Origin of the sequence: Streptomyces lacaronensis (assembly GCF_047337785.1) — a bacterium.
GTDB lineage: Bacteria > Actinomycetota > Actinomycetes > Streptomycetales > Streptomycetaceae > Streptomyces > Streptomyces lycopersici.
In genome coordinates this window covers 5,351,988-5,378,095 of record NZ_JBLHDK010000003.1, presented here as the reverse complement: position 1 = coordinate 5,378,095, position 26,108 = coordinate 5,351,988, and the positions used below count along the sequence as shown (strand labels likewise).

Annotated in this window: 23 protein-coding genes and 1 pseudogene; 13 read left to right on the top strand and 11 right to left on the bottom strand. The window is 71.1% G+C overall.

All coding sequences use genetic code 11. The features are described from left to right. Positions 1–100 precede the first annotated feature (100 nt). The 5 genes from ACMTAK_RS23045 to hemB are packed head-to-tail and all read left to right on the top strand — an operon-like array spanning position 101 to position 6,027. Positions 101–904 (top strand): redox-sensing transcriptional repressor Rex, encoded by an 804-nt coding sequence (locus ACMTAK_RS23045; protein WP_413807953.1) that lies wholly within the window; start codon positions 101–103, stop codon positions 902–904. After that, the gene (locus ACMTAK_RS23040; protein WP_413807952.1) at positions 901–2,379 is read left to right on the top strand and encodes a glutamyl-tRNA reductase; all 1,479 of its coding nucleotides are present in this window, start codon (positions 901–903) and stop codon (positions 2,377–2,379) included. The genes ACMTAK_RS23045 and ACMTAK_RS23040 overlap by 4 nt, the downstream gene beginning before the upstream one ends. Then, positions 2,376–3,365 carry a hydroxymethylbilane synthase gene (hemC, locus tag ACMTAK_RS23035; protein WP_413807951.1) on the top strand — a complete coding sequence of 330 codons (990 nt, stop codon included), beginning with the start codon at positions 2,376–2,378 and terminating at the stop codon, positions 3,363–3,365. The genes ACMTAK_RS23040 and hemC overlap by 4 nt, the downstream gene beginning before the upstream one ends. After that, positions 3,362–5,026, top strand: a complete 1,665-nt coding sequence (locus ACMTAK_RS23030; RefSeq protein WP_413807950.1) for a bifunctional uroporphyrinogen-III C-methyltransferase/uroporphyrinogen-III synthase — start codon at positions 3,362–3,364, stop codon at positions 5,024–5,026. Before hemC ends, ACMTAK_RS23030 begins: the two co-directional genes overlap by 4 nt. Continuing rightward, positions 5,023–6,027 carry a porphobilinogen synthase gene (gene hemB, locus ACMTAK_RS23025; RefSeq protein WP_413807949.1) on the top strand — a complete coding sequence of 335 codons (1,005 nt, stop codon included), beginning with the start codon at positions 5,023–5,025 and terminating at the stop codon, positions 6,025–6,027. The genes ACMTAK_RS23030 and hemB overlap by 4 nt, the downstream gene beginning before the upstream one ends. 58 nt (positions 6,028–6,085) lie before the next feature. Here the strand turns inward: hemB and ACMTAK_RS23020 are convergent, their stop codons facing one another. From ACMTAK_RS23020 to ACMTAK_RS23005, 4 genes are all read right to left on the bottom strand, one after another. Beyond that, complete coding sequence (locus tag ACMTAK_RS23020; protein ID WP_413807948.1) at positions 6,086–6,337, bottom strand: hypothetical protein; 252 nt, start codon at positions 6,335–6,337, stop codon at positions 6,086–6,088. Next, entirely contained in the window at positions 6,334–8,013 is a 1,680-nt protein-coding gene (locus ACMTAK_RS23015) for a sodium:solute symporter family protein (protein ID WP_413807947.1), read from the bottom strand. The genes ACMTAK_RS23020 and ACMTAK_RS23015 overlap by 4 nt, the downstream gene beginning before the upstream one ends. Beyond that, positions 8,013–8,633, bottom strand: coding sequence for a nucleoside/nucleotide kinase family protein (locus ACMTAK_RS23010; RefSeq protein ID WP_413807946.1), 621 nt, complete (start codon positions 8,631–8,633; stop codon positions 8,013–8,015). The genes ACMTAK_RS23015 and ACMTAK_RS23010 overlap by 1 nt, the downstream gene beginning before the upstream one ends. A 109-nt stretch (positions 8,634–8,742) precedes the next feature. Next, positions 8,743–9,609, bottom strand: a complete 867-nt coding sequence (locus tag ACMTAK_RS23005) for a sugar phosphate isomerase/epimerase family protein (protein WP_413807945.1) — start codon at positions 9,607–9,609, stop codon at positions 8,743–8,745. Between the two features lie 170 nt (positions 9,610–9,779). Between ACMTAK_RS23005 and ACMTAK_RS23000 the strand changes: the two genes are divergently transcribed. Continuing rightward, positions 9,780–10,988, top strand: coding sequence for an ROK family transcriptional regulator (locus ACMTAK_RS23000; RefSeq protein ID WP_413807944.1), 1,209 nt, complete (start codon positions 9,780–9,782; stop codon positions 10,986–10,988). 56 nt (positions 10,989–11,044) lie between these two features. Here ACMTAK_RS23000 and ACMTAK_RS22995 read toward each other — a convergent pair whose 3' ends face one another. Beyond that, entirely contained in the window at positions 11,045–11,224 is a 180-nt protein-coding gene (locus tag ACMTAK_RS22995) for a hypothetical protein (protein ID WP_413807943.1), read from the bottom strand. Between the two features lie 19 nt (positions 11,225–11,243). Here ACMTAK_RS22995 and ACMTAK_RS22990 point away from each other — a divergent pair, with 19 nt between their 5' ends. Together ACMTAK_RS22990 and ACMTAK_RS22985 are read left to right on the top strand one after the other, a co-directional pair. Further along, positions 11,244–11,372: a hypothetical protein gene (locus tag ACMTAK_RS22990; protein WP_413807942.1), complete on the top strand. Its 129-nt coding sequence runs from the start codon at positions 11,244–11,246 to the stop codon at positions 11,370–11,372. A gap of 153 nt (positions 11,373–11,525) precedes the next feature. Further along, complete coding sequence (locus tag ACMTAK_RS22985) at positions 11,526–12,407, top strand: D-alanyl-D-alanine carboxypeptidase family protein (protein WP_262701544.1); 882 nt, start codon at positions 11,526–11,528, stop codon at positions 12,405–12,407. 86 nt (positions 12,408–12,493) lie between these two features. Here ACMTAK_RS22985 and ACMTAK_RS22980 read toward each other — a convergent pair whose 3' ends face one another. Further along, entirely contained in the window at positions 12,494–13,081 is a 588-nt protein-coding gene (locus ACMTAK_RS22980; RefSeq protein ID WP_413812968.1) for an AMIN-like domain-containing (lipo)protein, read from the bottom strand. Between the two features lie 214 nt (positions 13,082–13,295). On the opposite strand from ACMTAK_RS22980, the gene ACMTAK_RS22975 reads away from it, so the two are divergent. Continuing rightward, entirely contained in the window at positions 13,296–14,789 is a 1,494-nt protein-coding gene (locus ACMTAK_RS22975) for an alpha/beta hydrolase (RefSeq protein ID WP_413807941.1), read from the top strand. Between the two features lie 77 nt (positions 14,790–14,866). Here ACMTAK_RS22975 and argS read toward each other — a convergent pair whose 3' ends face one another. Beyond that, entirely contained in the window at positions 14,867–16,654 is a 1,788-nt protein-coding gene (argS, locus tag ACMTAK_RS22970) for an arginine--tRNA ligase (protein ID WP_413807940.1), read from the bottom strand. Between the two features lie 156 nt (positions 16,655–16,810). On the opposite strand from argS, the gene lysS reads away from it, so the two are divergent. Next, positions 16,811–18,559 (top strand): lysine--tRNA ligase, encoded by a 1,749-nt coding sequence (lysS, locus tag ACMTAK_RS22965; RefSeq protein WP_413807939.1) that lies wholly within the window; start codon positions 16,811–16,813, stop codon positions 18,557–18,559. A 107-nt stretch (positions 18,560–18,666) separates the two neighbouring features. Here lysS and ACMTAK_RS22960 read toward each other — a convergent pair whose 3' ends face one another. From ACMTAK_RS22960 to ACMTAK_RS22950, 3 genes are all read right to left on the bottom strand, one after another. Continuing rightward, entirely contained in the window at positions 18,667–20,121 is a 1,455-nt protein-coding gene (locus tag ACMTAK_RS22960; RefSeq protein WP_413807938.1) for a DUF2637 domain-containing protein, read from the bottom strand. 97 nt (positions 20,122–20,218) lie between these two features. Further along, entirely contained in the window at positions 20,219–20,923 is a 705-nt protein-coding gene (locus ACMTAK_RS22955; protein WP_413807937.1) for a hypothetical protein, read from the bottom strand. Positions 20,924–21,070: 147 nt separating this feature from the next. Further along, on the bottom strand, positions 21,071–22,024 hold the full coding sequence (locus ACMTAK_RS22950; protein ID WP_413807936.1) for a DUF3558 domain-containing protein: 954 nt from the start codon (positions 22,022–22,024) through the stop codon (positions 21,071–21,073). A 163-nt stretch (positions 22,025–22,187) separates the two neighbouring features. On the opposite strand from ACMTAK_RS22950, the gene ACMTAK_RS22945 reads away from it, so the two are divergent. The 3 genes and pseudogenes from ACMTAK_RS22945 to ACMTAK_RS22935 all read left to right on the top strand — a co-directional run bounded on the left by ACMTAK_RS22945 (position 22,188) and on the right by ACMTAK_RS22935 (position 25,114). Further along, positions 22,188–23,381, top strand: coding sequence for an RtcB family protein (locus tag ACMTAK_RS22945; RefSeq protein WP_413807935.1), 1,194 nt, complete (start codon positions 22,188–22,190; stop codon positions 23,379–23,381). Positions 23,382–23,591: 210 nt separating this feature from the next. Beyond that, positions 23,592–24,329 (top strand): annotated as a pseudogene (locus ACMTAK_RS22940) (FhaA domain-containing protein); the annotation flags it as partial. Positions 24,330–24,580: 251 nt separating this feature from the next. Further along, the gene (locus tag ACMTAK_RS22935) at positions 24,581–25,114 is read left to right on the top strand and encodes a hypothetical protein (RefSeq protein ID WP_262701535.1); all 534 of its coding nucleotides are present in this window, start codon (positions 24,581–24,583) and stop codon (positions 25,112–25,114) included. Positions 25,115–25,158: 44 nt separating this feature from the next. Here ACMTAK_RS22935 and ACMTAK_RS22930 read toward each other — a convergent pair whose 3' ends face one another. Next, the gene (locus tag ACMTAK_RS22930) at positions 25,159–25,914 is read right to left on the bottom strand and encodes an SDR family NAD(P)-dependent oxidoreductase (RefSeq protein ID WP_413807934.1); all 756 of its coding nucleotides are present in this window, start codon (positions 25,912–25,914) and stop codon (positions 25,159–25,161) included. Positions 25,915–26,108: the final 194 nt, after the last annotated feature.

Genomic DNA, 26,108 nt, shown 5'->3' with positions numbered 1-26,108 from the left:
CCATCTTTGTGCACGCGTTCACAAAGACATAGCCTGCTGTCGATGGGGCGGTCATGAAACACCCGGCCGCCCGCAGCCTCGCTCTACCCGCAGGAGCACCGTGGCAACTGGCCGAACTCACCGACCGGCGACCCGCAGCCGAGGGATCCCCGAGGCCACCGTCGCCCGGCTACCGCTGTATCTGCGTGCGCTGACCGCTCTCTCCGAGCGTTCGGTGCCCACAGTGTCCTCGGAGGAGCTGGCCACCGCGGCGGGCGTCAATTCGGCCAAGCTGCGCAAGGACTTCTCCTATCTCGGTTCGTACGGCACCCGTGGTGTCGGCTACGACGTGGAGTACCTCGTCTACCAGATCTCGCGGGAGCTCGGGCTCACCCAGGACTGGCCGGTTGTGATCGTCGGCATCGGTAACCTCGGCGCCGCGCTCGCCAACTACGGTGGCTTCGCCTCCCGTGGCTTCCGGGTCGCCGCGCTGATCGACGCCGACCCCGCGATGGCGGGGAAGCCGGTCGCGGGCATCCCGGTGCAGCACACCGACGAGCTCGAGAAGATCATCACGGACAACGGCGTCTCGATCGGCGTCATCGCCACCCCGGCGGGCGCGGCCCAGCAGGTCTGCGACCGGCTCGTGGCCGCCGGGATCACCTCGATCCTCAACTTCGCGCCCACCGTGCTGTCCGTTCCGGACGGGGTGGACGTCCGCAAGGTCGATCTCTCGATCGAGCTGCAGATCCTCGCCTTCCACGAGCAGCGCAAGGCGGGCGAGGAGGTCAGCGCCCCGGAGGAGGCCGCGGGGGCGGTTCCGCCGCCGCCCGTGGCGCCCCATCGAGCGCCCCCGGGCGCCCCGGGCGCCGACAGCGGCCGGCAAGGACCTGACGGGGACGTGCCCGCCGTGATGCCGGCATGAGTCTCCTCGTCGTCGGACTGAGTCACCGCAGCGCGCCCGTGAGCGTGCTGGAGCGCGCCGCCCTGGTGGGGGACGAGCAGGCGAAGCTGGTGCAGGACACCCTCGCCGCCGAGCCCGCCACCGAGGCCGCGGCGCTGGCCACCTGCAACCGCATCGAGCTCTACGCCGACGTGGACAAGTTCCACGCCGGGGTCGCCGAGCTGTCCACGCTGCTCGCCCAGCACACCGGCGTCGGACTGGACGAGCTCACCCCGTACCTCTACGTCCACTACGAGGACCGGGCCGTCCACCATCTGTTCTCGGTGGCCTGCGGGCTGGACTCGATGGTCGTGGGCGAGGGCCAGATCCTCGGCCAGATCAAGGACGCGCTGGCGCTGGGGCAGGAGCTGCACACCGCCGGGCGGCTGCTGAACGATCTCTTCCAGCAGGCGCTGCGGGTCGGCAAGCGGGCCCACAGCGAGACCGGGATCGACCGGGCGGGCCAGTCGCTGGTCACCTTCGGCCTGGAGCAGCTGGCCCAGGGCGCGCCGGTGGCGGAGTGGGCCCGGGGCAAGCGCGCTCTGGTGATCGGAGCCGGTTCGATGTCCTCGCTGGCCGCGGCGACGCTCGCGCGCGCCGGTGTATCAGAACTGGTGATCGCCAACAGGACGTTGGAGCGGGCGCTGCGCCTGGCCGAGTCCCTGGCCCAGCAGCACGCCGCCACCCCGGTCGCGATCACGCCCGCCGATTCCGCCGGTGCGGAAACGTTGCGCGAGGGCCTGGTGGCCCGCGCCGTGCCGCGGGACCGGGTCTCCGCCGAGCTGCCGCACGCCGACATCGTCGTGTCCTGTACGGGCGCGACCGGGCTGGTCCTGACCGCCGCCGAGCTGCGCACCGCGCTCGCCCAGCGCGCGGCCTGCCCGCCCGGGGCGCACCGCGCCGGGGCGGACGTCTCGCTGCTCGACCTGGCGATGCCGCGCGACATAGACGCGGCGGCGCACCGGATCGAGGGGCTGCGCCTGGTCGACATCGAGTCCCTCGCCGAGGCGGCCGCCGAGCCGTCCGGCGCGCCGGGCTCGTCCGCCGGGGCGATGGCCGCCGACGTGGACAAGGTGCGGACCATCGTCTCCGAGGAGGTGGCCGCCTTCGGGGCGGCCCAGCGCGCCGCGCACATCACCCCGACGGTGGTCGCGCTGCGTACCATGGCGGCGGACGTCGTCGCCAGTGAGATCGCCCGCCTCGACGGGCGACTTCCCGATCTGGACGACAAGCAGCGGGCCGAGATCACGCAGACCGTGCGCCGGGTCGTCGACAAGCTGCTGCACGCGCCCACCGTGCGGGTCAAGCAGCTCGCGAGCACTCCGGGAGGCGCCGGTTACGCGGACGCGCTGCGGGAACTCTTCGACCTCGATCCGCAGGCGGTCGCCGCCGTCAGCCGCGCCGACGGCTCGGCCCGTACCGCAGAACCGAACGAACCGAAGGGAGGCCGGGCATGAACCCCACCCCCTCACCCGCCGCCTCCGGCGGCGCTCCGCCGCTGCGCCTGGGCACCCGCCGCAGCGCGCTCGCCATGGCCCAGTCCGGCCTGGTCGCGGACCTGGTCCGCGAGGTCACCGGGCGCCCCGTCGAGCTCGTCGAGATCACCACGTACGGCGACACCTCGCGGGAGCACCTCGCACAGATCGGCGGCGCCGGCGTCTTCGTCTCGGCGCTGCGCGAGGCGCTGCTCAGGGGCGAGATCGACCTGGCCGTGCACTCGCTGAAGGACCTTCCCACCGCGGAGCCGGAGGGGCTGACGCTGGCCGCGGTCCCGCGCCGCGAGGACCCGCGCGACGCGCTGATCGCCCGGGACGGGCTCACCTTCGCCCAGCTTCCGCCGGGGTCCCGGATAGGCACCGGATCCCCGCGCCGCGCGGCCCAGCTGAACGCGTGGGCCCGCTCCTTCGGCCTCGACATCGAGACCGTGCCGATACGCGGCAATGTCGGCACCCGCATCGGCTACGTCCGCTCGGGACGGCTGGACGCCGTGGTGCTCGCCGCCGCCGGTCTGATCCGTCTGGGGCGGATCGGCGAGGCGACCGAGCTGCTCGATGCCGACCATGTTTTGCCCGCCCCCGGCCAGGGGGCCCTGGCAGTGGAGTGTGCCGCGTCCAACGTGGCGCTCGCTGCCCGGCTCGCCGAGATCGACGATCCGTCCACACGGGTCGCCGTGACCGCCGAGCGATCCCTGCTCGCCGCCCTGGAGGCCGGCTGTAGCGCACCCGTGGGTGCGCTGGCCGACCTGTTGGGCGACGGTCAGGCTGTCACCGAAATGCGCCTGCGCGGCGTCGTCGGCACGCTCGACGGCACGACGCTGGTGCAGCTGTCCACCACCGGTCCCGTACCCGCATCGCCCAGTGGGGCCGCGGACCTCGGTCGCGTACTCGCCGCCGAGATGCTCGCCAAGGGTGCGGCCGGTCTTATGGGGGAGCGAGCACTTTGAACCCCACCGCCCCGAATCACCCCGGCTGCGGACACGTCACCTTCCTCGGTGCGGGCCCCGGAGATCCGGGCCTGCTGACCTTGCGCGCCGTGGAGGCACTCGCCACCGCGGACGTGTTGATCGCCGACCCTCAAGTGCTCGACGTGGTGCGCCAGCACGTCAGGCCGGGGGTGGCCGCGGAGGCTCAGGGCACGCCGCAGCAGGCGGACGCTGATGGGTCGTCAGGCACCGCCACCGTCCCGGTACTCAGGGACAGGGCCAATCTTGTCATGACGGCCGCGCGCGGCGGCAAGCGGGTCGTGCGCGCGGTCGCGGGCGACCCCGGCCTCGACGGATACGCCGCCGACGAGATGCTCGCCTGCGCGGCCGAGGGCATCGTCTTCGAGGTGGTGCCCGGTGTGGCCGCCGCGGTGGGCGTGCCCGCCTACGCGGGGGTGCCGCTGCGGGACGCCCACAGCGCGGATGTGCGCTTCGTGGACGCGCTGAGCGCCGACGAGCGTTGCTGGAGCGAGATCGGCTCGTCCGACGCGACCGCCGTGGTCTCCGCGACCCTGGAGACGGTGGCCGCCGCCGCGGGTGAGCTGGTGGCCGCGGGCCGCAAGCCGGACACCCCCCTCACCGTCACCGTCGCGGGCACCACCACCCGCCAGCGGACCTGGACCGCGACGCTGGGGACCATCGCCCAGGTGCTGAAGGCGGCCAAGGTGCTGCCGTCGCCGCAGGGTGCCCAGCCGGTGATAGCCGTGGTCGGCGAGCAGAGCGCGGCCGGCCGGCGCGATCAGCTGTCATGGTTCGAATCCAAGCCGCTGTTCGGCTGGAAGGTCCTGGTGCCGCGCACCAAGGAGCAGGCCGCCTCGCTCTCCGATCAGCTGCGCGGCTATGGCGCGGTGCCCAGTGAGGTGCCGACCATCGCCGTGGAGCCGCCGCGCACCCCGCAGCAGATGGAGCGCGCGGTCAAGGGCCTGGTCACCGGGCGCTATGAGTGGATCGCCTTCACCTCGGTCAACGCGGTCAAGGCGGTACGGGAGAAGTTCGAGGAGTACGGGCTCGACGCCCGCGCGTTCGCCGGGATCAAGGTCGCGGCGGTGGGCGAGCAGACCGCGAAGTCGCTGATCGACTTCGGGGTGAAGCCGGATCTGGTGCCCAGCGGCGAGCAGTCCGCGGCCGGGCTGCTGGAGGACTGGCCGCCGTACGACCCGGTGTTCGACCCGATCGACCGGGTGTTCCTGCCGCGTGCCGACATCGCCACCGAGACCCTGGTCGCCGGGCTGATCGAGCTGGGCTGGGAGGTCGACGACGTGACCGCGTACCGCACCGTGCGCGCCTCGCCGCCGCCGGCCGAGACCCGGGAGGCCATCAAGGGCGGCGGGTTCGACGCGGTGCTCTTCACCTCGTCGTCCACCGTGCGGAACCTCGTCGGCATCGCGGGCAAGCCGCACAATGTCACTGTCATCGCCTGTATCGGCCCGGCCACCGCGAAGACCGCGGAGGAGCACGGACTGCGGGTGGACGTGCTGTCGCCCGAGCCCTCGGTACTCAAGCTGGCCGAGGCGCTCGCGGACTTCGGGGCGGCGCGGCGGCAGGCCGCGATCGAGGCCGGGGACCCGGTCACCCGCCCGAGCGAGCGACGGCCTGGTTCCCGAAGGAGGGCACGCTCTTGAGCATCTCGTACGGCAGCTTTCCCAGTACGCGGCCTCGGCGGCTGCGCACCACGCCCGCGATGCGGCGCATGGTCGCGGAGACCCGGCTGCACCCGGCCGAGCTGATCCTGCCCGCGTTCATCCGCGAGGGTGTGAGTGAGCCGGTGCCGCTCCAGTCGATGCCGGGCGTGGTCCAGCACACCCGGGACACGCTGCGGAAGGCAGCGGCCGAGGCGGTCGCCGCGGGGCTCGGCGGGATCATGCTCTTCGGGGTGCCGGAGGAGTCCAAGAAGGACGCGGTCGGCACCCCCGGCACGGACCCGGACGGGATCCTCCAGGTGGCGATCCGCGATGTGCGCGCCGAGGTCGGCGACGACCTCGTGATCATGTCCGACCTCTGTCTGGACGAGCACACCGACCACGGCCACTGCGGGGTCCTGGACGCCGAGGGCCGCATCGACAACGACGCCACGCTGGAGCGGTACGCGGAGATGGCGCGCGCCCAGGCCGACGCGGGCGTCCACACCGTGGGCCCCAGCGGGATGATGGACGGGCAGGTCCGGGTGGTCCGCGAGGCGCTGGACGGCGCCGGGCACCAGGACGTCTCGATCCTCGCCTACACCGCGAAGTACGCCTCCGCCTTCTACGGCCCGTTCCGCGAGGCGGTGGGCTCCTCGCTGAAGGGCGACCGCAAGACCTACCAGCAGGACCCGGCCAACGCCCGCGAGTCGCTGCGCGAGCTGGAGCTGGACCTGGCCGAGGGCGCGGACATGGTCATGGTCAAGCCGGCCCTGCCGTACCTGGACATCCTGCGGCAGATCGCCGACGCCGTGGACGTGCCGGTGGCCGCGTACCAGATCTCAGGTGAGTACGCGATGGTCGAGGCGGCCGCGGCCAACGGCTGGATCGACCGCGACCGCGCGATCATGGAGACCCTGACCTCGGTGCGGCGCGCGGGCGCGGGGATGATCCTCACGTACTGGGCGGCCGAGGTGGCCCAGCGGCTGAACCGCGGGGAGTGACACCCCAGCGCGGGGAACGACCATGAGGCCGGGGGCGCGGAGCCCCCGGCCTCATCCGTCACCGGTCCTCGCGCCGCGCGGGGGCCAGCCTGGCCCAGGCCGCGAACGCCGCCGCCACGGCCAGCAGACCGAGGCCGATCCACAGGTTGATGCGGATCCCGTCGGCCTTTGCCACCTCGGCGGGGCTGTCCGTCAGGCCCAGCACGGTCAGCACCGCGCCGTACAGGCCGAGCAGCCCGGCGATGAGCCATCGCACATCGAAGGTCTTGCCCGGGGTCATGGGGTCCTCGCCCCTCTTCATGTCGCTCATACCGCGATCACCAGCCAGACGCTCAGAGCCGCTGTCAGGGTCAGGATGACGCTCCCCAGCACCACCGGGGACTTCCACCACGGCTGCCGCACCAGCGCCTCATGGGCGTCCGGCGAGTCGGGGTCGGGCAGGCCCCACACCAGACCGGCCAGTTCGGCGACCGGCTTGGGCTTGGTGACGAGGGTGACCGCGACGGTGACGACCGCGTCCACGACGAAGGCGAAGAGCGCGCCGTAGAAGTTGGCCATCTGGGCGTTGATGGTGTCGTGCGGGCCGACCTCGCCGCCGGGGTAGAACCAGCCGATGTGGTACGCGGAGAGATGGGCCGCGGCCGCCGCGACCGTGCCGGAGAGCATGCCCCAGAAGCCCGCCCACGGGGTGACCCGCTTCCAGAACATCGCCAGCAGGAAGGTCGCGAAGAGCGGCGAGTTGAAGAACGAGAACAGCAGCTGGATGTAGTTCTGGATGTTGTTGTACTCGGAGGCGACGAACGCGGCGGCCACGCTCACCGCGATGCCCGCGACCGTGGCGTAGCGCCCGGCCTTGAGGTAGTAGCGGTCGTCGCGCCCCTTGACGACGTACGGCTTCCAGATGTCGTACGTGAACACCGTGTTGAAGCCGGAGATGTTGGCCGCCATGCCCGCCATGAAGGCCGCCAGCAGCCCGGTGAGCGCGATGCCGAGCACGCCGTTGGGCAGGAAGCGCTGCATCATCTCGGGGATCACGTCGTTGTACGTGGGCCCGCCGGGCTTCCCCAGCTTGGGGATGACGACCAGCGCGATCATGCCGGGGACCACGGTGAACAGCGGCAGCGCCATCTTGGGGAAGGCGGCGATCAGCGGGGTGCGGCGGGCCGCGTTGAGGTCCTTGGCGGCCAGGGACCGCTGCACCTCGGCGAAGTTGGTGGTCCAGTAGCCGAAGGCGAGGACGAAGCCCTCGCCCATCGCCAGGCCGATCCAGTCGCCCAGCGGGTTGGTCCAGTGGCCCGGTGTGGTGCCCTGCCAGGTGTGCAGCAGGCCGGGGTCCTGCACGGCCTCCTTGAGGCCGCTGAAGCCGCCCACGTAGTGCAGCCCGATGACGACGATCGGTATCAGCCCGGCGAGGATCACGAAGAACTGGAGCACCTCGCCGTAGATCGCGCCCGCGAGCCCGCCCAGGGTGATGTACGCGAGGACGAAGACCGCCGACAGCAGGATGGACAGCCACAGCGGCCAGCCGATCAGCAGCTTGACGATCAGGGCCAGCGCGAAGAGGTTCACCCCGGCCAGCAGCATCTGCGCCACGGCGAAGACGACGCTGTTGAGGAGGTGGGTCTGGTTGTTGAAGCGGCGGCGCAGATACTCCGAGACGCTGTGGACCCGCGTCGAGTAGTAGAACGGCATCATCACGACGCCGAGGAAGACCATCGCGGGGATGGCGCCGAGCCAGTAGAAGTGCACCGCGGCGGCGCCGTACTGGGCGCCGTTGGCCGCGCCGCCGATGATCTCCAGGGCGCCGAGGTTGGCGGATATGAAGGCGATGCCGGTGATCCAGGCGGGCATCGAGCGCCCGGCGAGGAAGAAGTCACCGGTGGTGTGGACGGCCCGCTTGGTGGTCACGCCGATGGCGATGATCGCGGCGAAGTAGACGGTGAGCAGGAACCAGTCGATGGCCCCGAGGCTGAGCGTGCCGGTCATCACCGGCCCCTGACCACGAAGTCGGCGGCCGCCCGCCCGGGGGCCACCAGCCGGGCGTTGGCCTCGTCGGAGGCGAGGACGAAGCGCTCGGCCTCGTCGTGCGGCTTGCCGAACCGCTCATGGCGCTCGATCAGCCGGCGCACCCGCTCCTCGGTGTCCAGGTCGACCCACCAGGTCTCGTCCAGCAGCTCGCGCACCGGGCGCCAGGGCGCCCCGTCGAGGAGCAGGTAGTTCCCCTCGGTGATCACCAGCGGGATCTCCGGCGGAACCGGGATGGTGCCCGCGACCGGCTGCTCGAGCTCCCGGTCGAACCCCGGCGCGTAGACGATCTCCTCGGTGCGCGGTGCCCGCAGCCGCCGCAGCAGCGCGGTGTAGCCGTACGGATCGAACGTCTCCGGCGCGCCCTTGCGGCCTGTCAGGCCGAGTCGGCGCAGCTCGGCGTCGGCGAGGTGGAAGCCGTCCATGGGCACCAGGACGGCCCGGTCGGCGCCGAGGGCGTCGACCAGGTGCTCGGCGAGGGTGGTCTTGCCGGCCCCGGGTGGTCCGGCGATGCCGAGCAGACGGCGGCCGCCTGCGTCGGCCAGGCGCTGAGCGCGCTCAAGGAGGTGCTGGGGAGTCATAGCGGGCGCTTTCGGCGGGTTCGGGGAGCTTACGGGACGCGGATGACGGGGCGGGGTGCTCGGACGCTTACGGGACGCGGATGACGGGGGGCGGGGTGCTCGGACGTGCTCAGACCGCCGCGTGGGCGGCCTTGAGCTGGTCGGCGATGTACGAGCGGGCATGGGCGGCGAGGTCGGCGCCGTCGGCCCACAGATCGCGCCAGACGGCGAGGTCGTGGGAGAGGCCGGGGGCGACCACGGCGGAGGAGAAGGACTCGAAGGTGATCGGGCCCTGGTAGCCGATGTCCGCGAGGGCGTGGAAGAAGGCGGGGAAGTCCACGGTGCCGGAGCCGAGGTAGCCGCGGTGGGACTCGCCGATGTGGACGTAGCCGAGGCGGTCGCCGCAGGCGCGGACCGGGCGGGAGAAGTCCTCCTCCTCGATGTTCATGTGGTACGTGTCGAGGTGGACCACCACATTGGCCGCGCCGATCTCGTCGATCAGCTCCAGGCCCTGCCGCGCGGTGTTGACCAGGTTGGACTCGTAGCGGTTGACGACCTCCAGGCCGAGCGTCACCCCGAGCCCGTCGGCCTCGGCGGCGAGCCCGCGCAGGGCCTGGACGGCGTGTTCGCGGCCCTTGGGGGTCGGGGGGTGGCCGTACTTGCCGAGCGCGCCGTAGAGCACCCCGCCGAAGTAGTGGCCGCCCAGGTCATGGGTGAGGTGGAGGGCCTGGCGCAGCAGTGCCTCACCGCGGGCGGCGGTCGCGGGGTCCTCGGCGGAGACGTCGGAGTCGAAGGCGAGGCCGCGCGAGCAGGCGACGCCGAGTTCATGCGCGGCGAGCACCTCGCGGGTGGCCTTCACGTCGACGATCCCGGGGTCGTGGAGGGAGATCTCGACCAGGTCGTATCCGGCCTCGCGGCTGCGGGCGGCGGCGGTCCGGGCGCCCTCGGGCGTCCAGTCGCCGGTCCACACGAGTGCGTGCACTCCGAGGTCGTTCATGGCGATCCCTTCTCCTGCCTGCCCTTCGGGCGTGCTGTGCGGCGTTGCCCGCCTGATGTTACGCATCTTTTGCATGAAGGCAATACATAAGTCTTCTTGGGATCGGTCGTAAAGGGAGGTACGGTGTGGGCGGTACCGAACAGAGCGTGAACAGCGGAGGACAGGGCCCAGTGACGGAGGCGGTCTCGGCAGGTCAGCCAGCGCAGGCGCATCCCACGGGCCCCGGGGCGGTGCTGGCGCTCATCCGCGGCGGCCGGGCCACCACCCGCGCCCAGCTGATGGCGGCCACCGGGCTCTCCCGGTCCACCATGGCCACCCGGCTGGAGGCGCTGACCGAGGCGGGCTATCTGGAGGCGTCCGGCGCGGCCGACTCCACCGGCGGCCGCCCGGCGGGCTCCTTCCGGCTGCGCCCCGACTCGGGTGTGCTGCTGGTCGCCGACATCGGCGGCAGCCATGTGCACACCGCGCTCGCCGACATGGCCTGCGCCGTCCTCGTCTCGCACCGCCGGGACCTCGATGTGGCCAAGGGGCCCGAGGTGGTGCTCGGCCAGGTGGCCGCCGACTTCCGGCGGCTGCTGAAGGAGGCGGGCGAACCCGCCGGGCGGGTGCGCGGGATCGGCGTCGGCGTGCCGGGCCCGGTCGAGTCGGGCACCGGCCGGGTGGTCAGCCCGCCCATCATGACCGGCTGGGACGGCTACACGGTGCCGGACTTCTTCCGCGAGCCCTACGACTGCCCGGTGCTGGCCGACAAGGACACCAATCTGATGGCGCTGGGCGAGCACCGGGTCAACTGGCCCGACGTCCAGCATCTGCTCTTCGTCAAGGCGGGCACCGGCATCGGCTCCGGCCTGGTGCTCGGCGGCCGGCTCCACCACGGCTCCCAGGGCGCCGCGGGCGACATCGGCCACATCCCCGCCCCCGGGCTCGACGAGACCTCCCCGGACGCGCCCCTGTGCCGCTGCGGCAACTCCGGCTGCCTGGAGGCGGTGACCGGCGGCTGGGCCCTGGTGCGCGACCTCACCGCCGCCGGGCACGAGGTGGCCACCACCGACGATGTGGCGCGCCTGGTGCGCTCCGGCAACGGCGACGCCGTACGGCTGCTGCGCCACGCCGGGCGCCTGCTCGGGCAGGGCGTCGCCGACGCGGTCAGCCTGCTCAACCCCTCGATCCTGGTGGTCGGCGGCGGCCTGGCCCACGCCCAGGAGCATCTGATCGCCGGTATCCGGGAGGTCACCTACCGCCGCTCGCTGCCCCTGGCCACGCGGGACCTGCGGGTGGTCCTCTCCCCGCTGGCCACCCGCGCGGGCGTCACCGGCGCGGCCCATATGGTCGCGGACGCCCTCTTCGACCCGGCGGCGGTCGACTCCCAACTGCGGTGACTGCCAACTGTCGTATCCCGCGCGCTAGCTCAAGGCCGTTCGCTCCCTTCGCGTTCCTACACGGACACCAGCGAGCGCGGCGACTGGGTCGGCCGGGGCGAGACGGGGTCGTACACCGCGCCCGCCGACACCCTCGAGGCCACCGGCACCGCCGAAAGCGACGCGGGTGATCCGCTGGGCGGCGGCCGGTCGGACGTCCACACCGGCTCCACCAGCCTCTTCACCGTCGCGGGCACCGGCGTCGGCCATATCGACGTGGGCGTCTCCGGCAACGAGCTCTCGCACGACGCGGCGGGCGACATCGGCGCGCTCGCTGCCACGTTCATCCAGTACCGCGAGGGCGTCGAGCCCGCGCTGCACGGCACGATCCACTACCTGGCCTGACGCCCCCGGCGCATAGGCGCACGCGGGGGAATTTCCAGGAAATCTCGGCAGAGGGCACATCCATCGGGCCCTCCCGGACGTCTGATCAGGGAGCGGCCCTGTGATGCGGCCGCAGGCCAGGGGCATTGGGAGATATTCACGTTGAAAACCGGCATGAAGGGTCTACGTCGCGTATCCGCGGTCACGATCACCGCTGGAGCCGTGCTGACGGCGGGGGCGTTCACCGCCTCCGCGCAGGCCGCGACGACCGCAAGTCCCACGATCGCCGCCAAGGGCGGGTTCGTGATGAACAACGCCACGGGGAAGAGCCTGTTCACCAAGGCCGCGGACACCCGTCTTTCCACCGGCTCCACCACCAAGATCATGACCGCCCGGGTGGTGCTCGCGCAGCCGAACCTCAACCTGGACGCCAAGGTCACGGTCCAGAAGGCGTACAGCGACTACATCGTCGACAACAACTGGGCCTCCTCGGCCAAGCTGATCGTCGGCGACAAGGTCACCGTCCGCCAGCTGCTGTACGGGCTGATGCTGCCGTCCGGCTGTGACGCGGCGTACGCGCTGGCGGACAAGTTCGGCACGGGCTCCACCCGGGCCGCGCGGGTGAAGTCGTTCATCGGCAAGATGAACACCACCGCAAAGTCCCTCGGGCTGACGAACACCCACTTCGACTCGTTCGACGGCATCGGGCACGGCGCCAACTACTCGACGCCGCGCGATCTGACCAAGCTGGCCAGCAGCGCGATGAAGTACTCCACGTTCCGCTCGGTCGTGAAGACGAAGTCGACCAAGCAGAAGGTGACCACGAAGAACGGCGGCTACCGCTACATGTCGTGGACCAACACCAACAACCTGCTGGGCAGCTACTCGGGCACCATCGGCGTCAAGACCGGCTCGGGTCCGGAGGCCAAGTACTGCCTGGTCTTCGCCGCCACCCGGAGCGGGAAGACGATGATCGGCACCGTCCTCGCCTCCACCTCGGTGGACAACCGCACGAAGGACGCGAAGAAGCTGATGGACTACGGCTTCAGCAGGTAGCCGTCACCCGTAACACAGCAAGGGGCCTGCCCCGCGAACCCATCGGGTCGCGGGGCAGGCCCGCGGTCAGGGCCCTCGCGCCGTGCTCAGCGCACCGCGTTCCAGGAGTGCGCCACGTCCACCACGACATGCCCGTCGGTCTGGAAGGCGCGGAACGGCAGCCGTGCCCGCACGCCCAGGCCGACCTGGGTCTCACCCTCGAAGCTGGCGCCGAAGCGGGTGTCCCGGAAGGTCTGGTAGCCGGAGATGTCCACGCCCGGCAGCGGCTTGCGCGCCCGCCCCGGGTACGACTCCGCGCCGCTGCCCGGGTCGTAGCTCGGCGCGGACACATGGATGTCCAGGATCGCGCCGCCGCGGACCGGGATCTCCTCGCCCGAGCCGTCCTGGTACAGGGTGTTCACATACCCCACGCGGTAGCCGACGCGGTCGGCGGCCGTGGCCCCCTTCACGTCGAACACGATGCGGTCGTAGCACGCGTGCCGGCCCGTCCTGATGTTCCCCAGCGGCGCGTGTCCCGCCGGCTGGGCCGTCTTCTCGCCGCTGCCCCAGCCGGTCTCACAGGTCGTCGCCGCCTTGGCCGCGGTCGGCGTGACGGCCCCGGCCGTCCCCGCCGTCGCCGCCAGCGCGCCGCCCGCGAGCGCCGTCGCCGCGAGTGCGGTCCCCCACCGTCGCATGGTCAAGCCCCCAATGTCTGTTGTCTGTTGATGACAGGTGATTCACGGGGTTGGACGGGCCGGGGCGGTGAGAGGTTGTCCCGGTCCGGGAAATGTGTCCGGAATGCTACGTGCGCGGAGGGTGCTCCTGGAAGTCGCCCGGGGGTTTTCCCCCGAGCGGGTCGACCGGTTGCCCGGATGGGACCGTGGGGCCGGTTCGACAAGGCTTGCGCACATGAGACCGACGACCGGCAGAACCGCCGCACTGGCCCTCGCCACCGCCGCCACCGCCTCCCTCCTCGGGGTCGGGTCCGCGAACGCGACCCCGGACCAGCCGGCCGACCCGACCGCCGCCGCGCCCGACTGGGGCATCTGCGAGGGCACCGGGCTCGACCCCCGTCAGGAATGCGCCACGCTCAAGGTGCCGCTGGACTACCGCGACCCCGGCGGCAAGCGGATCTCCCTCGCCGTCTCCCGCATCCCCAGCGAGCGGCCGCGGGCCCGCCGGGGCACTCTGCTGCTGATCCCGGGCGGCCCCGGATCGCCGGGGCTGAACCGGCCCAGCACGCTCGGCAAGCGGCTGCCGAAATCGGTGCGGGACGCGTACGACATCGTCAGCTTCGACCCGCGCGGCCTGGGGAAGTCCACGCACACCGGATGCGATCTGAACCCCGACGATCTCTCGTTGCTCGCCTCCCGCCCCTGGCCCGCCCCCGGCGGGGACATCGCGCGGAACATCACCACCGGCCGCCGCATGGCCGACACCTGCGCCCGCAACGGCGGCGAACTGCTGCGCACCATCAGTACCGTCAACGAGGCGCGGGACATCGACAGCGTCCGCCGGGCGCTCGGCGAGCGGAAGCTGTCCGCATGGGGCGTCTCGTACGGGACGTACGTGGGCTCCGTCTACGCGCAGATGTTCCCCGAGCACACCGACCGCTGGGTGCTGGACAGCAACGACGATCCGAACCCGGAGCGGGTGGAGCACGGCTGGCTGGCCAACTACGCCGTGGGTGTCGAGGACACCTTCCCCGACTTCGCCCGCTGGGCCTCCGCCCCCGGCAGCCCCGTGCGGCTCGCCGAGACCCCCGACGGGGTGCGGCGGCGGGTCCTGGAGCTCGCCGCCCGGCTGGACGCGAAGCCGTTGCCGTGGCCCGGCGCCAACCCGCCCGAGCTGAACGGCAACGCACTGCGCCAGAGCATGCTGGACGCCCTGTACTCCCGGGACGACTTCGAGAGCCTGGCCCGGCTGATCGTCGACGCGGACGCGGGCAAGGTGTCCGCCGAGGCACCGGCCGACCCCCCTCAGGACGCCGCGGCCGTGTCCCTCGCGACCATCTGCAACGACGTGGAGTGGCCGACCTCCCTGCCCGGCTACGCACGGGATGTCGCCGCCAGCCGTAAGAGCCACCCGCTCACCGCGGGAATGCCGGTGAACGTCACGCCGTGCGCGTTCTGGCATGACGAGCCGCGGGACAAGCCGGTGCGGATCACCGACCAGGGGCCGTCGAACGTCCTGCTGGTGCAGAACAAGCGCGATGTGGCCACCCCGTACAGCGGGGCGCTGGGCCTCCGGCGCTCTTATGGAGACCGGGCCCGGATGGTCAGCGTGGACGCGATGGGGCATGGCGCGGCGTACAGGGAGAACGGCAGCGCCTGCGCGGACCGTAGGGTCACGGACTTCCTGCTGACCGGCGAGCGGCCGAAGCGCGACGTGCTCTGCCGGTGACGCCTGTGACGAGCCACCGATGAACGCGGAGAGCCCCGCCCCGGGAAGCCGGAGCGGGGCTCTTCACACGCGGTGGCTCAGAGGCGCTCGGGGGTGCGGATGCCCAGCAGGGACATGCCCTGCCCCAGCGTGCGCGCCGTGATGTCGCACAGGAAGAGGCGGTTCTCCACCTGGGCCGGGCCGCCCTCCGCCTTCAGAACCGGGCACTGGTCGTAGAAGGTCGTGTAGAGCGAGGCCAGCTGGTAGAGATACCCGGCCAGCTTGTGCGGCTCGTACCCGGCGGCCACCTCGCGCAGCGTCTCCCCGAACTGGTCGAGGTGCAGGCCCAGCGCCCGCTCGGCCGGGGCCAGCGGAAGCTCCGGGTGGGCCAGCGCCCGCTGCCCCTCGTCGGCGCGGCGCAGGATCGACTGGATCCGGGCGTACGCGTACTGGAGGTAGACCGAGGTGTCCCCGTTGAGCGAGACCATCTGGTCGAGGTCGAACTTGTAGTCCCGCGACGCGGAGGTGGACAGATCCGCGTACTTCACCGCGCCGACGCCGACCTGGGCGCCGCGCTCGAGGATCTCCTCCTCGGTGAGGCCGAGCTTCTCGCTCTTCTCCCGGACCACGGCCGCGGCCCGCTCGGTGGCCTCGTCCAGCAGGTCCTCCAGCCGCACCGTCTCGCCCGCGCGGGTCTTGAACGGCTTGCCGTCCTTGCCCAGCACGGTGCCGAAGGCGAGCTGCACGGCGTGCACCTGGTCATTGAGCCAGCCGATCCGGCGGGCGGTCTCGAAGACCATCTTGAAGTGCAGCGACTGCCGGGCGTCCACCACATACAGCAGGGTGTCGGCCTTCAGATGCTGCACCCGGTCGCGGATCGCGGAGAGGTCGGTGGCCGCATAGCCGAAGCCGCCGTCGGACTTCCTCACGATCAGCGGCACCGGATTGCCCTCGGGGCCCTTGATGTCGTCGAAGAAGACGCACAGGGCGCCCTCGGAGCGCACGGCGACGCCGGACTCCTCCAGCAGCCGGCAGGTCTCGGCCAGCATGTCGTTGTAACCCGACTCGCCGACCACATCGGGGTCGTGGATCTCGATGTCCAGCTTGTCGAAGACCGAGTAGAAGTAGATCTTCGACTCGTCCACGAACTTCCGCCACAGGGCGATGGTCTCCTCGTCGCCCGCCTGAAGCTCCACCACCCGCCGCCGGGACCGCTCCTTGAACTCCGCGTCGGAGTCGAAGAGCACTCGCGCGGCCTTGTAGAGCCGGTTGAGGTTGGACATGGCCTCCTCGCCGGAGGAGGCGTCCTTGTGGTCGAGCTCGTGCGGGTGCTCGATCAGATACTGGATGAGCATGCCGAACTGGGTGCCCCAGTCGCCGATGTGGTGGCGGCGGATCACCTGCTCGCCCGCGAACTCCAGGATCCGCACCACCGCGTCGCCGATCACCGCCGAGCGCAGATGGCCGACGTGCATCTCCTTGGCCACATTGGGCTGGGCGTAGTCGATCACGGTGGTGCCGGGCGCCTGCGCGAACGGCACGCCGAGGCGGTCGTCGGCGGCGCGGGCGGCGAGGGTCGCGGTGATCGCGGAGTCGGCGATCGTGATGTTGAGGAAGCCGGGGCCGGAGACCTCGATGTCGGCGATCACCGGATCGGGGTCGGCCGAGGTGGCGGCGACCGGAAGGTGCGCCACTACCTTGGCGGCCAGCTCACGGGGGTTTCCCTTGAGCTGCTTGGCCAGCGCCAGCATCCCGTTGGCCTGGAAGTCGGCCCGGTCGCTTCGTCGCAGCAGCGGGTCCGCGGAGCCGGCCTCCGGCAGAGCAGCCGAGAGGGCGTCCGCGACGCGCTGATGGACCGTAGCGGCGAGGGAAAGGACCGATGCCATGGATGAGGTGCCATTCCGATAGTGGTGGTATGGACAACCCAGTATTTCACGGCGGGTCCAACGATTTCCCCGGCCTGTGGACAACCCGGGCTCGCCCGGCGGGCCCTGTGGGCGAATCCGGAGGAGTTCGTTCCGTCTGGGACAATGGGCGATGCCATGACCGCTAGGAAGGAAGTGCCGACCGTGGCTCAGAGCACCGAGACCGACTGGGTCTCCCGATTCGCCGACGAGGTCATTGCCGAGGCGGACCGCCGCGCCCCGGGCAAACCTGTCGTCGTCGCCTCGGGACTCAGCCCGTCCGGCCCGATCCACCTCGGCAATCTGCGCGAGGTCATGACCCCGCACCTGGTCGCCGACGAGATCCGGCGCCGGGGCCGCGAATGCGTTCACATCCTGTCCTGGGACGACTACGACCGGTATCGCAAGGTCCCGGCCGGGATCGACCCCTCCTGGTCCGAGCACATCGGCAAGCCGCTCACCTCGGTCCCGGCCCCGCCCGGGTCCGCGTATCCGAACTGGGCGGAGCACTTCAAGGCGCCGATGGCCGAGGCGCTGCGGGAGCTGGGCATCGAGTTCCACCCCATCAGCCAGACCGAGATGTACACCTCGGGGGCGTACCGGGAGCAGATCCTGCACGCGATGCGCCACCGCCGGGAGATCGACGCCGTCCTGGACCGGTACCGCACCAAGGACAAGCCAGGCGCCAAGAAGCCCAAGCAGCAGCAGAAGCCGGTGGACGAGGCCGAGCTGGCCGCCGCCGAGGGCTCGGGCGCGGCCGCCGAGGACGACGGCAGCGCGGGCGAGGCGGGTTACTACCCGTACAAGCCGTACTGCTCGGTCTGCGAGCGCGATGTGACCACGGTGACCTCGTACGACGACGAGACCACCGAGCTGACGTACACCTGCGCGTGCGGCCACGGCGAGACCGTCCGCCTGAGCGAGCACAACCGCGGCAAGCTGGTCTGGAAGGTCGACTGGCCGATGCGCTGGGCGTACGAGGGCGTGGTGTTCGAGCCCTCGGGCGTCGACCACTCCTCGCCGGGCTCGTCCTATGTGGTCGGCGGCCAGATCGTCCGCGAGGTCTTCGGCGGGGAGCAGCCCATCGGGCCCATGTACGCGTTCGTGGGCATCAGCGGCATGGCCAAGATGTCCTCCTCCAAGGGCGGTGTGCCCACTCCGGCCGACGCGCTGGAGATCATGGAGGCGCCGCTGCTGCGCTGGCTGTACGCCCGCCGCCGGCCCAACCAGTCCTTCAAGATCGCGTTCGACCAGGAGATCCAGCGGACCTACGACGAGTGGGACGCGCTGGAGCGGAAGATCACCGAGTCCACGGCCCAGCCCGCGGACGCGGCCGCGTACCGCCGCGCGACCCGCACCGCCACGGGCGAGCTGCCCAGCACCCCGCGCCCGCTGCCGTACCGCACGCTGGCCTCGGTGGTGGACATCACCACCGGCCATGACGAGCAGACGCTGCGCATCCTCGGCGAGCTCGACCCCGACAACCCGGTGAAGTCCCTGGAGGAGACCCGGCCCCGGCTCGACAAGGCCGAGCGCTGGATCACCACCCAGGTCCCGGCCGATCAGCGCACCCGGGTCCGGGACGAGCCGGACACGGAGCGGCTGGCCGCGCTGGGCGACACCGAGCGCGAGTCGCTGCGGCTGCTGCTCGACGGCCTGGACGACCACTGGTCGCTGGACGGCCTCACCACGCTGGTCTACGGAGTGCCCAAGATCCAGGCGGGGCTGTCGCCGGAGGCCAAGCCGACGCCGGAGCTGAAGGTCGCCCAGCGGTCGTTCTTCGCGCTGCTCTACACCCTGCTGGTCGGGCGGGACACCGGCCCGCGGCTGCCCACGCTGCTGCTGGCGGTGGGGGCGGACCGGGTGCGCAAGCTGCTCGCGGCCTGACCTCCGCGACTCCCGGGCGCCGGGCGGACGGCCTTACGGCCGCTGCCCGGCGTTCCGGCTTCGCGGGGCGGCTAGTGGCTGCGGGACGGCTAGTGACTGCGGGGCGGCTATGGGATGGCCTCGCGCTCCAGGCGGACGCGCTCCTTGAAGTCCTCGACGTACCCGGCCAGCTCGCTTTTGCTGAGGTCGGTCACGCCGTAGGTCTCCCGAAGCCGCTGCCCGAACTGGTACGCGGAGGGGTACCGGCTGTGGTCGGCGAGGAACTGGCGGAAAGTCGCGTAGTAGACCTCCTCGCGCGGCACGTCGTCCGGCAGCTGGTTCAGCCGCTGCTCCGGCTGCGGCTCCTCGTACGCGAACCGCTCGGGCTCGCGCTGCTCCGGTACGTAGACGCCCTGATGGCTCCCCACGCCCTCACCGCCGAGCGGCCGCACCCGGCCGCCGGGCCCGACCGGCACGGTCAGTTGGGGCTGCGGGGGCTGCTGTGGCTGGGGCTGCTGGAATTGCTGCGGCTGCTGCTCGGGCTGCGGCGCCTGACCCGGGACCTGCTGGTCCTGCGGCTGGGGCTGCTGTGCCTGCTGCGGGTGCTGGAGCTGCTGGGGCTGCTGCTCGACCGGCGCGGGGTGGGCGGCCGCCGGATCGAAGGGCACGGAGTTCCGGCCGTCATGGCCCTGCCCGGCGGGCTGCTGGTACACCGGCAGGGGCAGCGAGAGCGGCAGCTCCTGCGTCTGGGGCTGCTGGGGGTGCTGCTGCGGGCCCAGGTCCGCCACGGCCCCCGGCGCGCCGTACGGGCCCGGCTGGGCCTCCAGGGACGCGCCCTTGGGCCCCGTCCCGTCCGCCGCGGCCGACCGGCCCGGGGGCAGCGCGGTCGCCGACACCGTGGACGGGTCCAGACCGGCCGCCGCGAGCCCCGCCGGTGCGGTGTCCGCCAGCGGCACCCCGTACCGCGCCAGCCGCAGCGGCATCAGCGACTCCACGGGCGCCTTACGGCGCCAGGACCGTCCGTAGCGGGCCCGCAGCCGGGCCTGGTAGACCAGCCGGTCCTGCTCCAGCCTGATGACCTCCTCGTAGCTGCGCAGCTCCCACAGCTTCATCCGGCGCCACAACCGGAAGGTGGGCACCGGCGCGAGCAGCCAGCGGGCGATGCGGACCGACTCCATGTGCCGGTCGGCGGTGATGTCGGCGATCCGGCCGACCGCGTGCCGGGCGGCCTCGACGGAGACGACGAACAGGATCGGGATCACGCCGTGCATGCCGACGCCGACCGGGTCCGGCCAGGCCGCCGCGCCGTTGAAGGCGATGGTGGCCGCGGTCAGCAGCCAGGCGGTCTGGCGCAGCAGCGGGAAGGGAATGCGGATCCAGGTGAGCAGCAGGTCCAGCGCGAGCAGGACCACGATCCCCGCGTCGATGCCGATCGGGAAGACATTGGCGAACTTGCCGAAGCCCTTGTCGAGGGCGAGATCGCGCACCGCGGCGTAGGAACCGGCGAAGCCGATCCCGGCGATCACCACCGCCCCGGTGACGACCACCCCGGCCAGTACTCGGTGCATCCGTGTCAGTTGCATCGCGGCCACCCGCGACCCCTCCCCGTCCTCAACAACAGCCGCATCAGCGTCGCATACACGTCAAGGCTCATGGGCGGGAAGGGGTCGTGTCGGCGGGTCAGGCCCCGCTCTTGGCGTCCTTACCGATGGCGCCGACGGCCTCCTTGGCCGCGGACTTGGCGTCCTTGAGCAGGTCGGCCGCGTCCGGGGCCTTGGCGGTCTCATAGCCCGCGCCGTCGTACTGGAGGGTGATGACGACATTGGCGGTGCGGACCACGACCGTCTGGTCGCGGAAGTCGTCGCCGTCCTTCTTCTCCTTGGTGCTGACCGTGGTCGCCTCGTCGCCGATGCCCGCGACCTTCTCGGTCTTGGGGTCGGTCACCTTGCCGGCGGTGGCGGCCCTGCTCGCCTGCTGTGCGGCGTACTCCCCGGCGCGCTTGTCGCCGGAGCCGAGCCCCGGGTCGGAGCGGAACAGCTTCAGGGAGACGGTCAGCGAGCGGTAGTCGAACTTGTCGAGGCCGCTCCACAGGCAGCTGGCCGACGTATTGGTGTCGGCCGAGGGAAGGGCCTTGCCCTTCTTGTTCTGCGCCTTGGGGACGAGATCGTCGATCGTCTTCCCGGACAGCGTGGAGCACACATCGGGCAGCTTGCTGAACTTCGCCGCCGCGACGGTGGGTGAAGCGCTGGGCGAGCTGGGTCTCGCTGAGCCACCGGCGTTCTTGTCGTCCTTCGTGTCCGAGCCGGAGGAGCAGCCGGCGACGAGCACCACCGGTACGGTCGCGCAGGCGAGTATTCGGGCGAGTCGCGGGGCTGAACGGTGCATGGGTCCTTCGCTCATTCTCTGTCGATGGGCGGACGTGCCGCCCGCGTCATTAGTCGGCACGGTACGCGGCCGACGCGCGGGCGTCCCAATTTCCGAGGTCTCCGCGGGGAGGGGCCGGGGCGCTCACGGGGGTGCGGCGAGGACCCGTTATTCGTTGAGGCGACCGGTCAGTTCATCGGCCAAGTCCTGGGCGCTTTCCTGCAGTTCCTGGCTGCTGGGAATGTGCTTCTTGTCGGTCGTCCACTGGTCGTACTCAATGGTGGCGATCACATTCGAGGACCGGAACACGACGGTGATGTCGCGGTGGATACCCGAGTCCTTGGTGATCAATTGGTCGTTGAGAAAGGCGTCGTCACCGAGGTCGTCCAGCCGACGCGGGGTGATGTCCTCCGAGGCGGTGTCACTTTCGTCACTTCCGCCGCTCGCGTCGGCGCCCGCGGAGGGACTATCGGAGCTTTTGCCCCCCTCGTCGGCCTTGTCGCCCTTACCGGCTTCATCGCCCTTGTCGCCCTTGCCGCTCTGGCCGGGCTCATCGGCGCTCGAACTGGCGGAGGCGGACGAGCCGCTCTCGTCGCTGCTGGCGCCGCTCTCGTCGCCCGCGCCGCTCTCCGAGCCGGAGGGGCTCGAGGGAGAGCTCGTGGCGTCCGGGATATCGGCGGCGGCGGCCTTCTTCTCGTACGTCTCCTGAGCCCGGTCGTCATCGCTGACCGAGGGGTCGTACGAGACCACACGCTGGAAGTCGATCGTGAGATAGCGCGTGCCGCTCGTGGTCTCCACCTTCCAGCGGCAGCCGTCCCGGCGGTCTATGTCATACGTCACGGCCGCCTGGCCGTCGTACACCTTGTCGTCCTGCTCGGCGCCGGGCAGCAGGGCCTGGAGGGTCTTGCGGCTCACCGCGCCGCATGCCTCGGGCAGCGTGCGATAGCGGCCGGGCTCGGCCGAGACGGCCGTCCCGGAGTCGCCGGAGGCGCCGTCGTCCGGGTCGGTCGTTGAATCGGAGCCGGTGCATCCGCCGAGCCCCGCGACGGCGAGCACGGTGATGAGCACGGCTACGGCCGGGGTGGCCCGCCGTCCGTACGCCCTTCGCTGCGCTGGCTGCACTGTCCGTGTCCCTTCGAGCGACGGAAAACTCCTTGCCGCCCGCGGGCGGTGGCTGGACACAATGTCTATCGCACGCACTGCCGTGCCTGCCGGTCGCCCGCCGCCTATGAGGCAATGGCCCGGCTTTTGCGTTTTCAGGCTTTTACGGGGGAATGAGTACATCATGTCGTATGTCGAGGTGCCCGGCGCGCAGGTGCCGATCCGGATGTGGACCGACCCCTCGACGGTCGAGGGCGTGGCCATGCAGCAGATGCGCAATGTGGCCACCCTGCCCTGGATCAAGGGCCTCGCCGTGATGCCGGATGTGCATTACGGGAAGGGTGCCACGGTCGGCTCGGTGATCGCGATGCAGGGCGCGGTGTGCCCGGCGGCGGTCGGGGTGGACATCGGCTGCGGGATGTCGGCCGTCAAGACGTCGCTGACCGCCAACGACCTTCCGGGCGATCTCTCGCGGCTGCGGTCCCGGATCGAGCAGGCGATCCCGGTGGGGCGCGGAATGCACGACGACCCGGTGGACCCGGGGCGGCTGCACGCGTTTCCGACGACGGGGTGGGACGACTTCTGGAGCCGGTTCGGGGGAGTGGCCCAAGCGGTCAGGTTCCGCCAGGAGCGGGCCGTCAAGCAGATGGGTTCGCTCGGATCCGGTAACCACTTCATCGAGTTCTGTCTCGATGACGAGGGTTCGGTCTGGCTGATGCTGCACTCCGGCTCCCGCAACATCGGCAAGGAACTGGCCGAGCACCACATCGGCGAGGCCCGGAAGCTGCCCCACAACCAGAATCTGGTCGACCGCGACCTGGCCGTCTTCATCGCGGACACCCCGCAGATGGCCGCGTACCGGCACGATCTCTTCTGGGCGCAGGAGTACGCGAAGTACAACCGCGCGATCATGATGGCGCTCTTCCAGGACGTGGTGCGCAAGGAGTTCAAGAAGGCCCGTCCGGTCTTCGAGCCGGTGATCAGCTGCCACCACAACTACGTGGCCGAGGAGCGCTACGAGGGCATGGACCTTCTCGTGACCCGTAAGGGCGCCATCCGCGCCGGGAGCGGGGACTACGGGATCATCCCGGGCTCGATGGGCACCGGTTCGTACATCGTGCGCGGTCTGGGGAACGAGGCGTCGTTCAACTCGGCCTCGCACGGAGCGGGCCGGAAGATGAGCCGCAACGCGGCGAAGAAGCGCTTCTCGATCCAGGATCTGGCGGAGCAGACGCGGGGTGTGGAGTGCCGTAAGGACTCCGGTGTCGTGGACGAGATCCCGGGGGCGTACAAGCCGATCGAGAAGATCATCGACCAGCAGCGGGACCTCGTCGAGGTGGTGGCGAGGCTCAAGCAGGTGGTGTGCGTGAAGGGCTGAGCTCAGGACCGTACGTGATCGACAGGCCCCGGACCGGCGACGGTCCGGGGCTTCTGCCTGCTCGGGCGGAGTGCCTTACGACGTGGTGCGCGATTGTGGTGTTGGCACCGCGTTCCCGCCGGCGGCGGCCGGGGTATGTCCGAGTCTGGCGGCGATGACACATCGTCGGGTGAGCAGGAGGCCGGCAGCGCTGGGCCAGGGAGGTGCTCATTGGGAGGGATGAAACGCTTCGAGCAGCGTCTCGAAGGTCTGATGAGCGGCAGCTTCGCCAAGGTTTTCAACTCCGGGCTCCCGCCCGTCGAGATCGCGGGAGCGCTCCTGCGCGAGTGTGACGACAACGCCACGATCTGGAACCGCGACCAGACCGTCGTACCCAACGACTTCGTCGTGGAGCTGAGCGCTCCGGACAGCGAGCGCCTCAGTCCCTACGCCGACCGGCTCGGCGACGAGCTCGCCGACATGGTGCGCGACTACGCCAATCAGCAGCGGTACACCTTCATGGGCCCCGTCAAGGTCCGCCTGGAGAAGGCGGACGGCCTCGACACCGGCCGGTACCGGGTGCGCAGCCGTACGCTCGTCAGCTCCACCGACCGGCAGTCTCCCGGGCCTGCCCCGGCCGCCCCCCAGTCCGACCGCTACGACTCCCCGCCTCCTTCGGCGCGGTCCCGCGCCCAGGCGCGCCACTGGATCGAGATCAACGGCACCCGCCACCCGATCTCCCGCCCGACGGTGGTGCTGGGCCGCAGCGTCGAAGCCGATGTGCGGATCGACGACTTCGCCGTCTCCCGTCGGCACTGCGAGATCCGGATCGGAACGCCCTCGACGATCCAGGATCTCGGGTCCGCCAACGGCATCGTGGTGGACGGGCGGCACACCACCCGCGCTACGCTCCGCGACGGTTCGCGAATCGTCATGGGCACCACCACCGTCATTTACCGGCAAACCGAGGAGCCAACGCCCACCCGCGGCATGGATCAGCAGGACGCGCGAGGCCATCAGCAGGACACGCGAGGCCCCGAGCGCTCCGCTCCGGCTTCCGGCCAAGGCACCCGCGGCGGCTATGAAGCCGAAGACATCATCCCGGCCGCTGATTCGCTGGACAGTGCGCTCGCGCGACTCTTCCTTCGGCTGGGCCCCCCGCCCGAGCCGACGGGTCTTCAATTCACCCCTGTGGGGTCTGATGATGGAGGGGCACAGGAGTGACAGACCCGGCTGAAAACCATCCAGATCCGAGCATCAATGTTGGGTTGGCCATCGCCGCGCAATGGGGCGAGGCCCTTGGGGCGGAAAAACTCGAAATCGCTTTGAAGGCGCTTGAACCCCAGCTCAAGCGTGAGCATCAGGCGCGCATGAAGCAGCTCGACAATGAGCGTGCCCTGGCAGCGCAGCAGCATGCCGCGGCCGAAGCTGCCGCGAGTCGGGCGGCCGCGGTGGAGAAGGCCGCGGGGGAACGAGCCGCTCGTGACGCTGAGCGGCGACGTAATCATGTGTACCGAATGAGCGGGCTGATATCCGGAGTCGTGCTGTCGCTGGCGCTGCTCAGCGCCGGTGTCGTGGTCGCGCCCACTCAACCGTGGCTGTCGGCATGTCTGTGCGGGCCGAGTCTCCTCGCCCTCGCGAAAATCTTTGTCCTGCGGCGCAGTGACGCGGGCGACATCAGGGCATCGGAGAGGGCCGCCCGGGAGGCTGCCACCGCGGTCGCTCCTCCACAGCCCCCGCAAGGTGCTGTGTAGGGGCTGCGGAGGGCGAGGACGAGGGCGGGCGAGGGCGGACGGGCTCAGCGCTCGCGGTGGACCTTGTGCTGGGCGGCCTGGGCGCGGGGGCGGATGACCATCATGTCGATGTTCACATGCGAGGGGCGGGTGACCGCCCACTCGACCGTGTCGGCCACGTCGTCGGCGGTCAGCGGCTCGGCCACGCCCTCGTAGACGGCCGCGGCCTGGCTCTCGTCGCCGCGGTAGCGGTTCACCGCGAACTCGTCGGTCCTGACCATGCCCGGGGCGATCTCGATCACCCGCACCGGCTCACCGCACAGCTCCAGGCGCAGGGTGGCCGCGATGGCGTGGGAGCCGTGCTTGGCCGCCACGTACCCGCCGCCGCCCTCGTACGCCACATGGCCCGCCGTGGAGGACAGCACGACGATCGTGCCGTCGCCGGAGGCGGTGAGGGCGGGCAGCAGCGCCTGGGTCACCTGGAGCACGCCCACCACATTGACCTCGTACATCGCCCGCCAGTCGGCCGGGTCGGCGGTGGCCACGGTCTCGGCGCCGACCGCGCCGCCCGCGTTGTTCACCAGGACGTCGCAGCGGTCCAGACCGGCGGCGAAGGACTCCACGGCGGCGCGGTCGGTGACGTCCAGGACGTACGCCTCGGCGTCGTGCCCCGCCTCGGTCAGCTCGGCGGCGAGCGCCTCGATGCGCTCCTTACGGCGGGCGGCGAGGACGACGCGGAATCCGGCGGCCGCCAGGCGGCGCGCGGTCGCGGCTCCGATCCCGCTGCTCGCGCCGGTGATGACTGCGGTACGGGTGGTCATCGGCCCTCCAGTGGCGACGTGGCGCAAACGGTGGTGTGTGCGCATGATCCATATGCAGGATATGACGGCCCGATTTACCTCCAACCGGGGGACTGAAGATAGGAATCCGCTAGGGGCTCTCGGGCTCGGGGAAGGGTGCACTGCGTCCGGCGCGGCGCCGGTAGTCGGAGTACCCATGCCCAAGGAGTGAATTC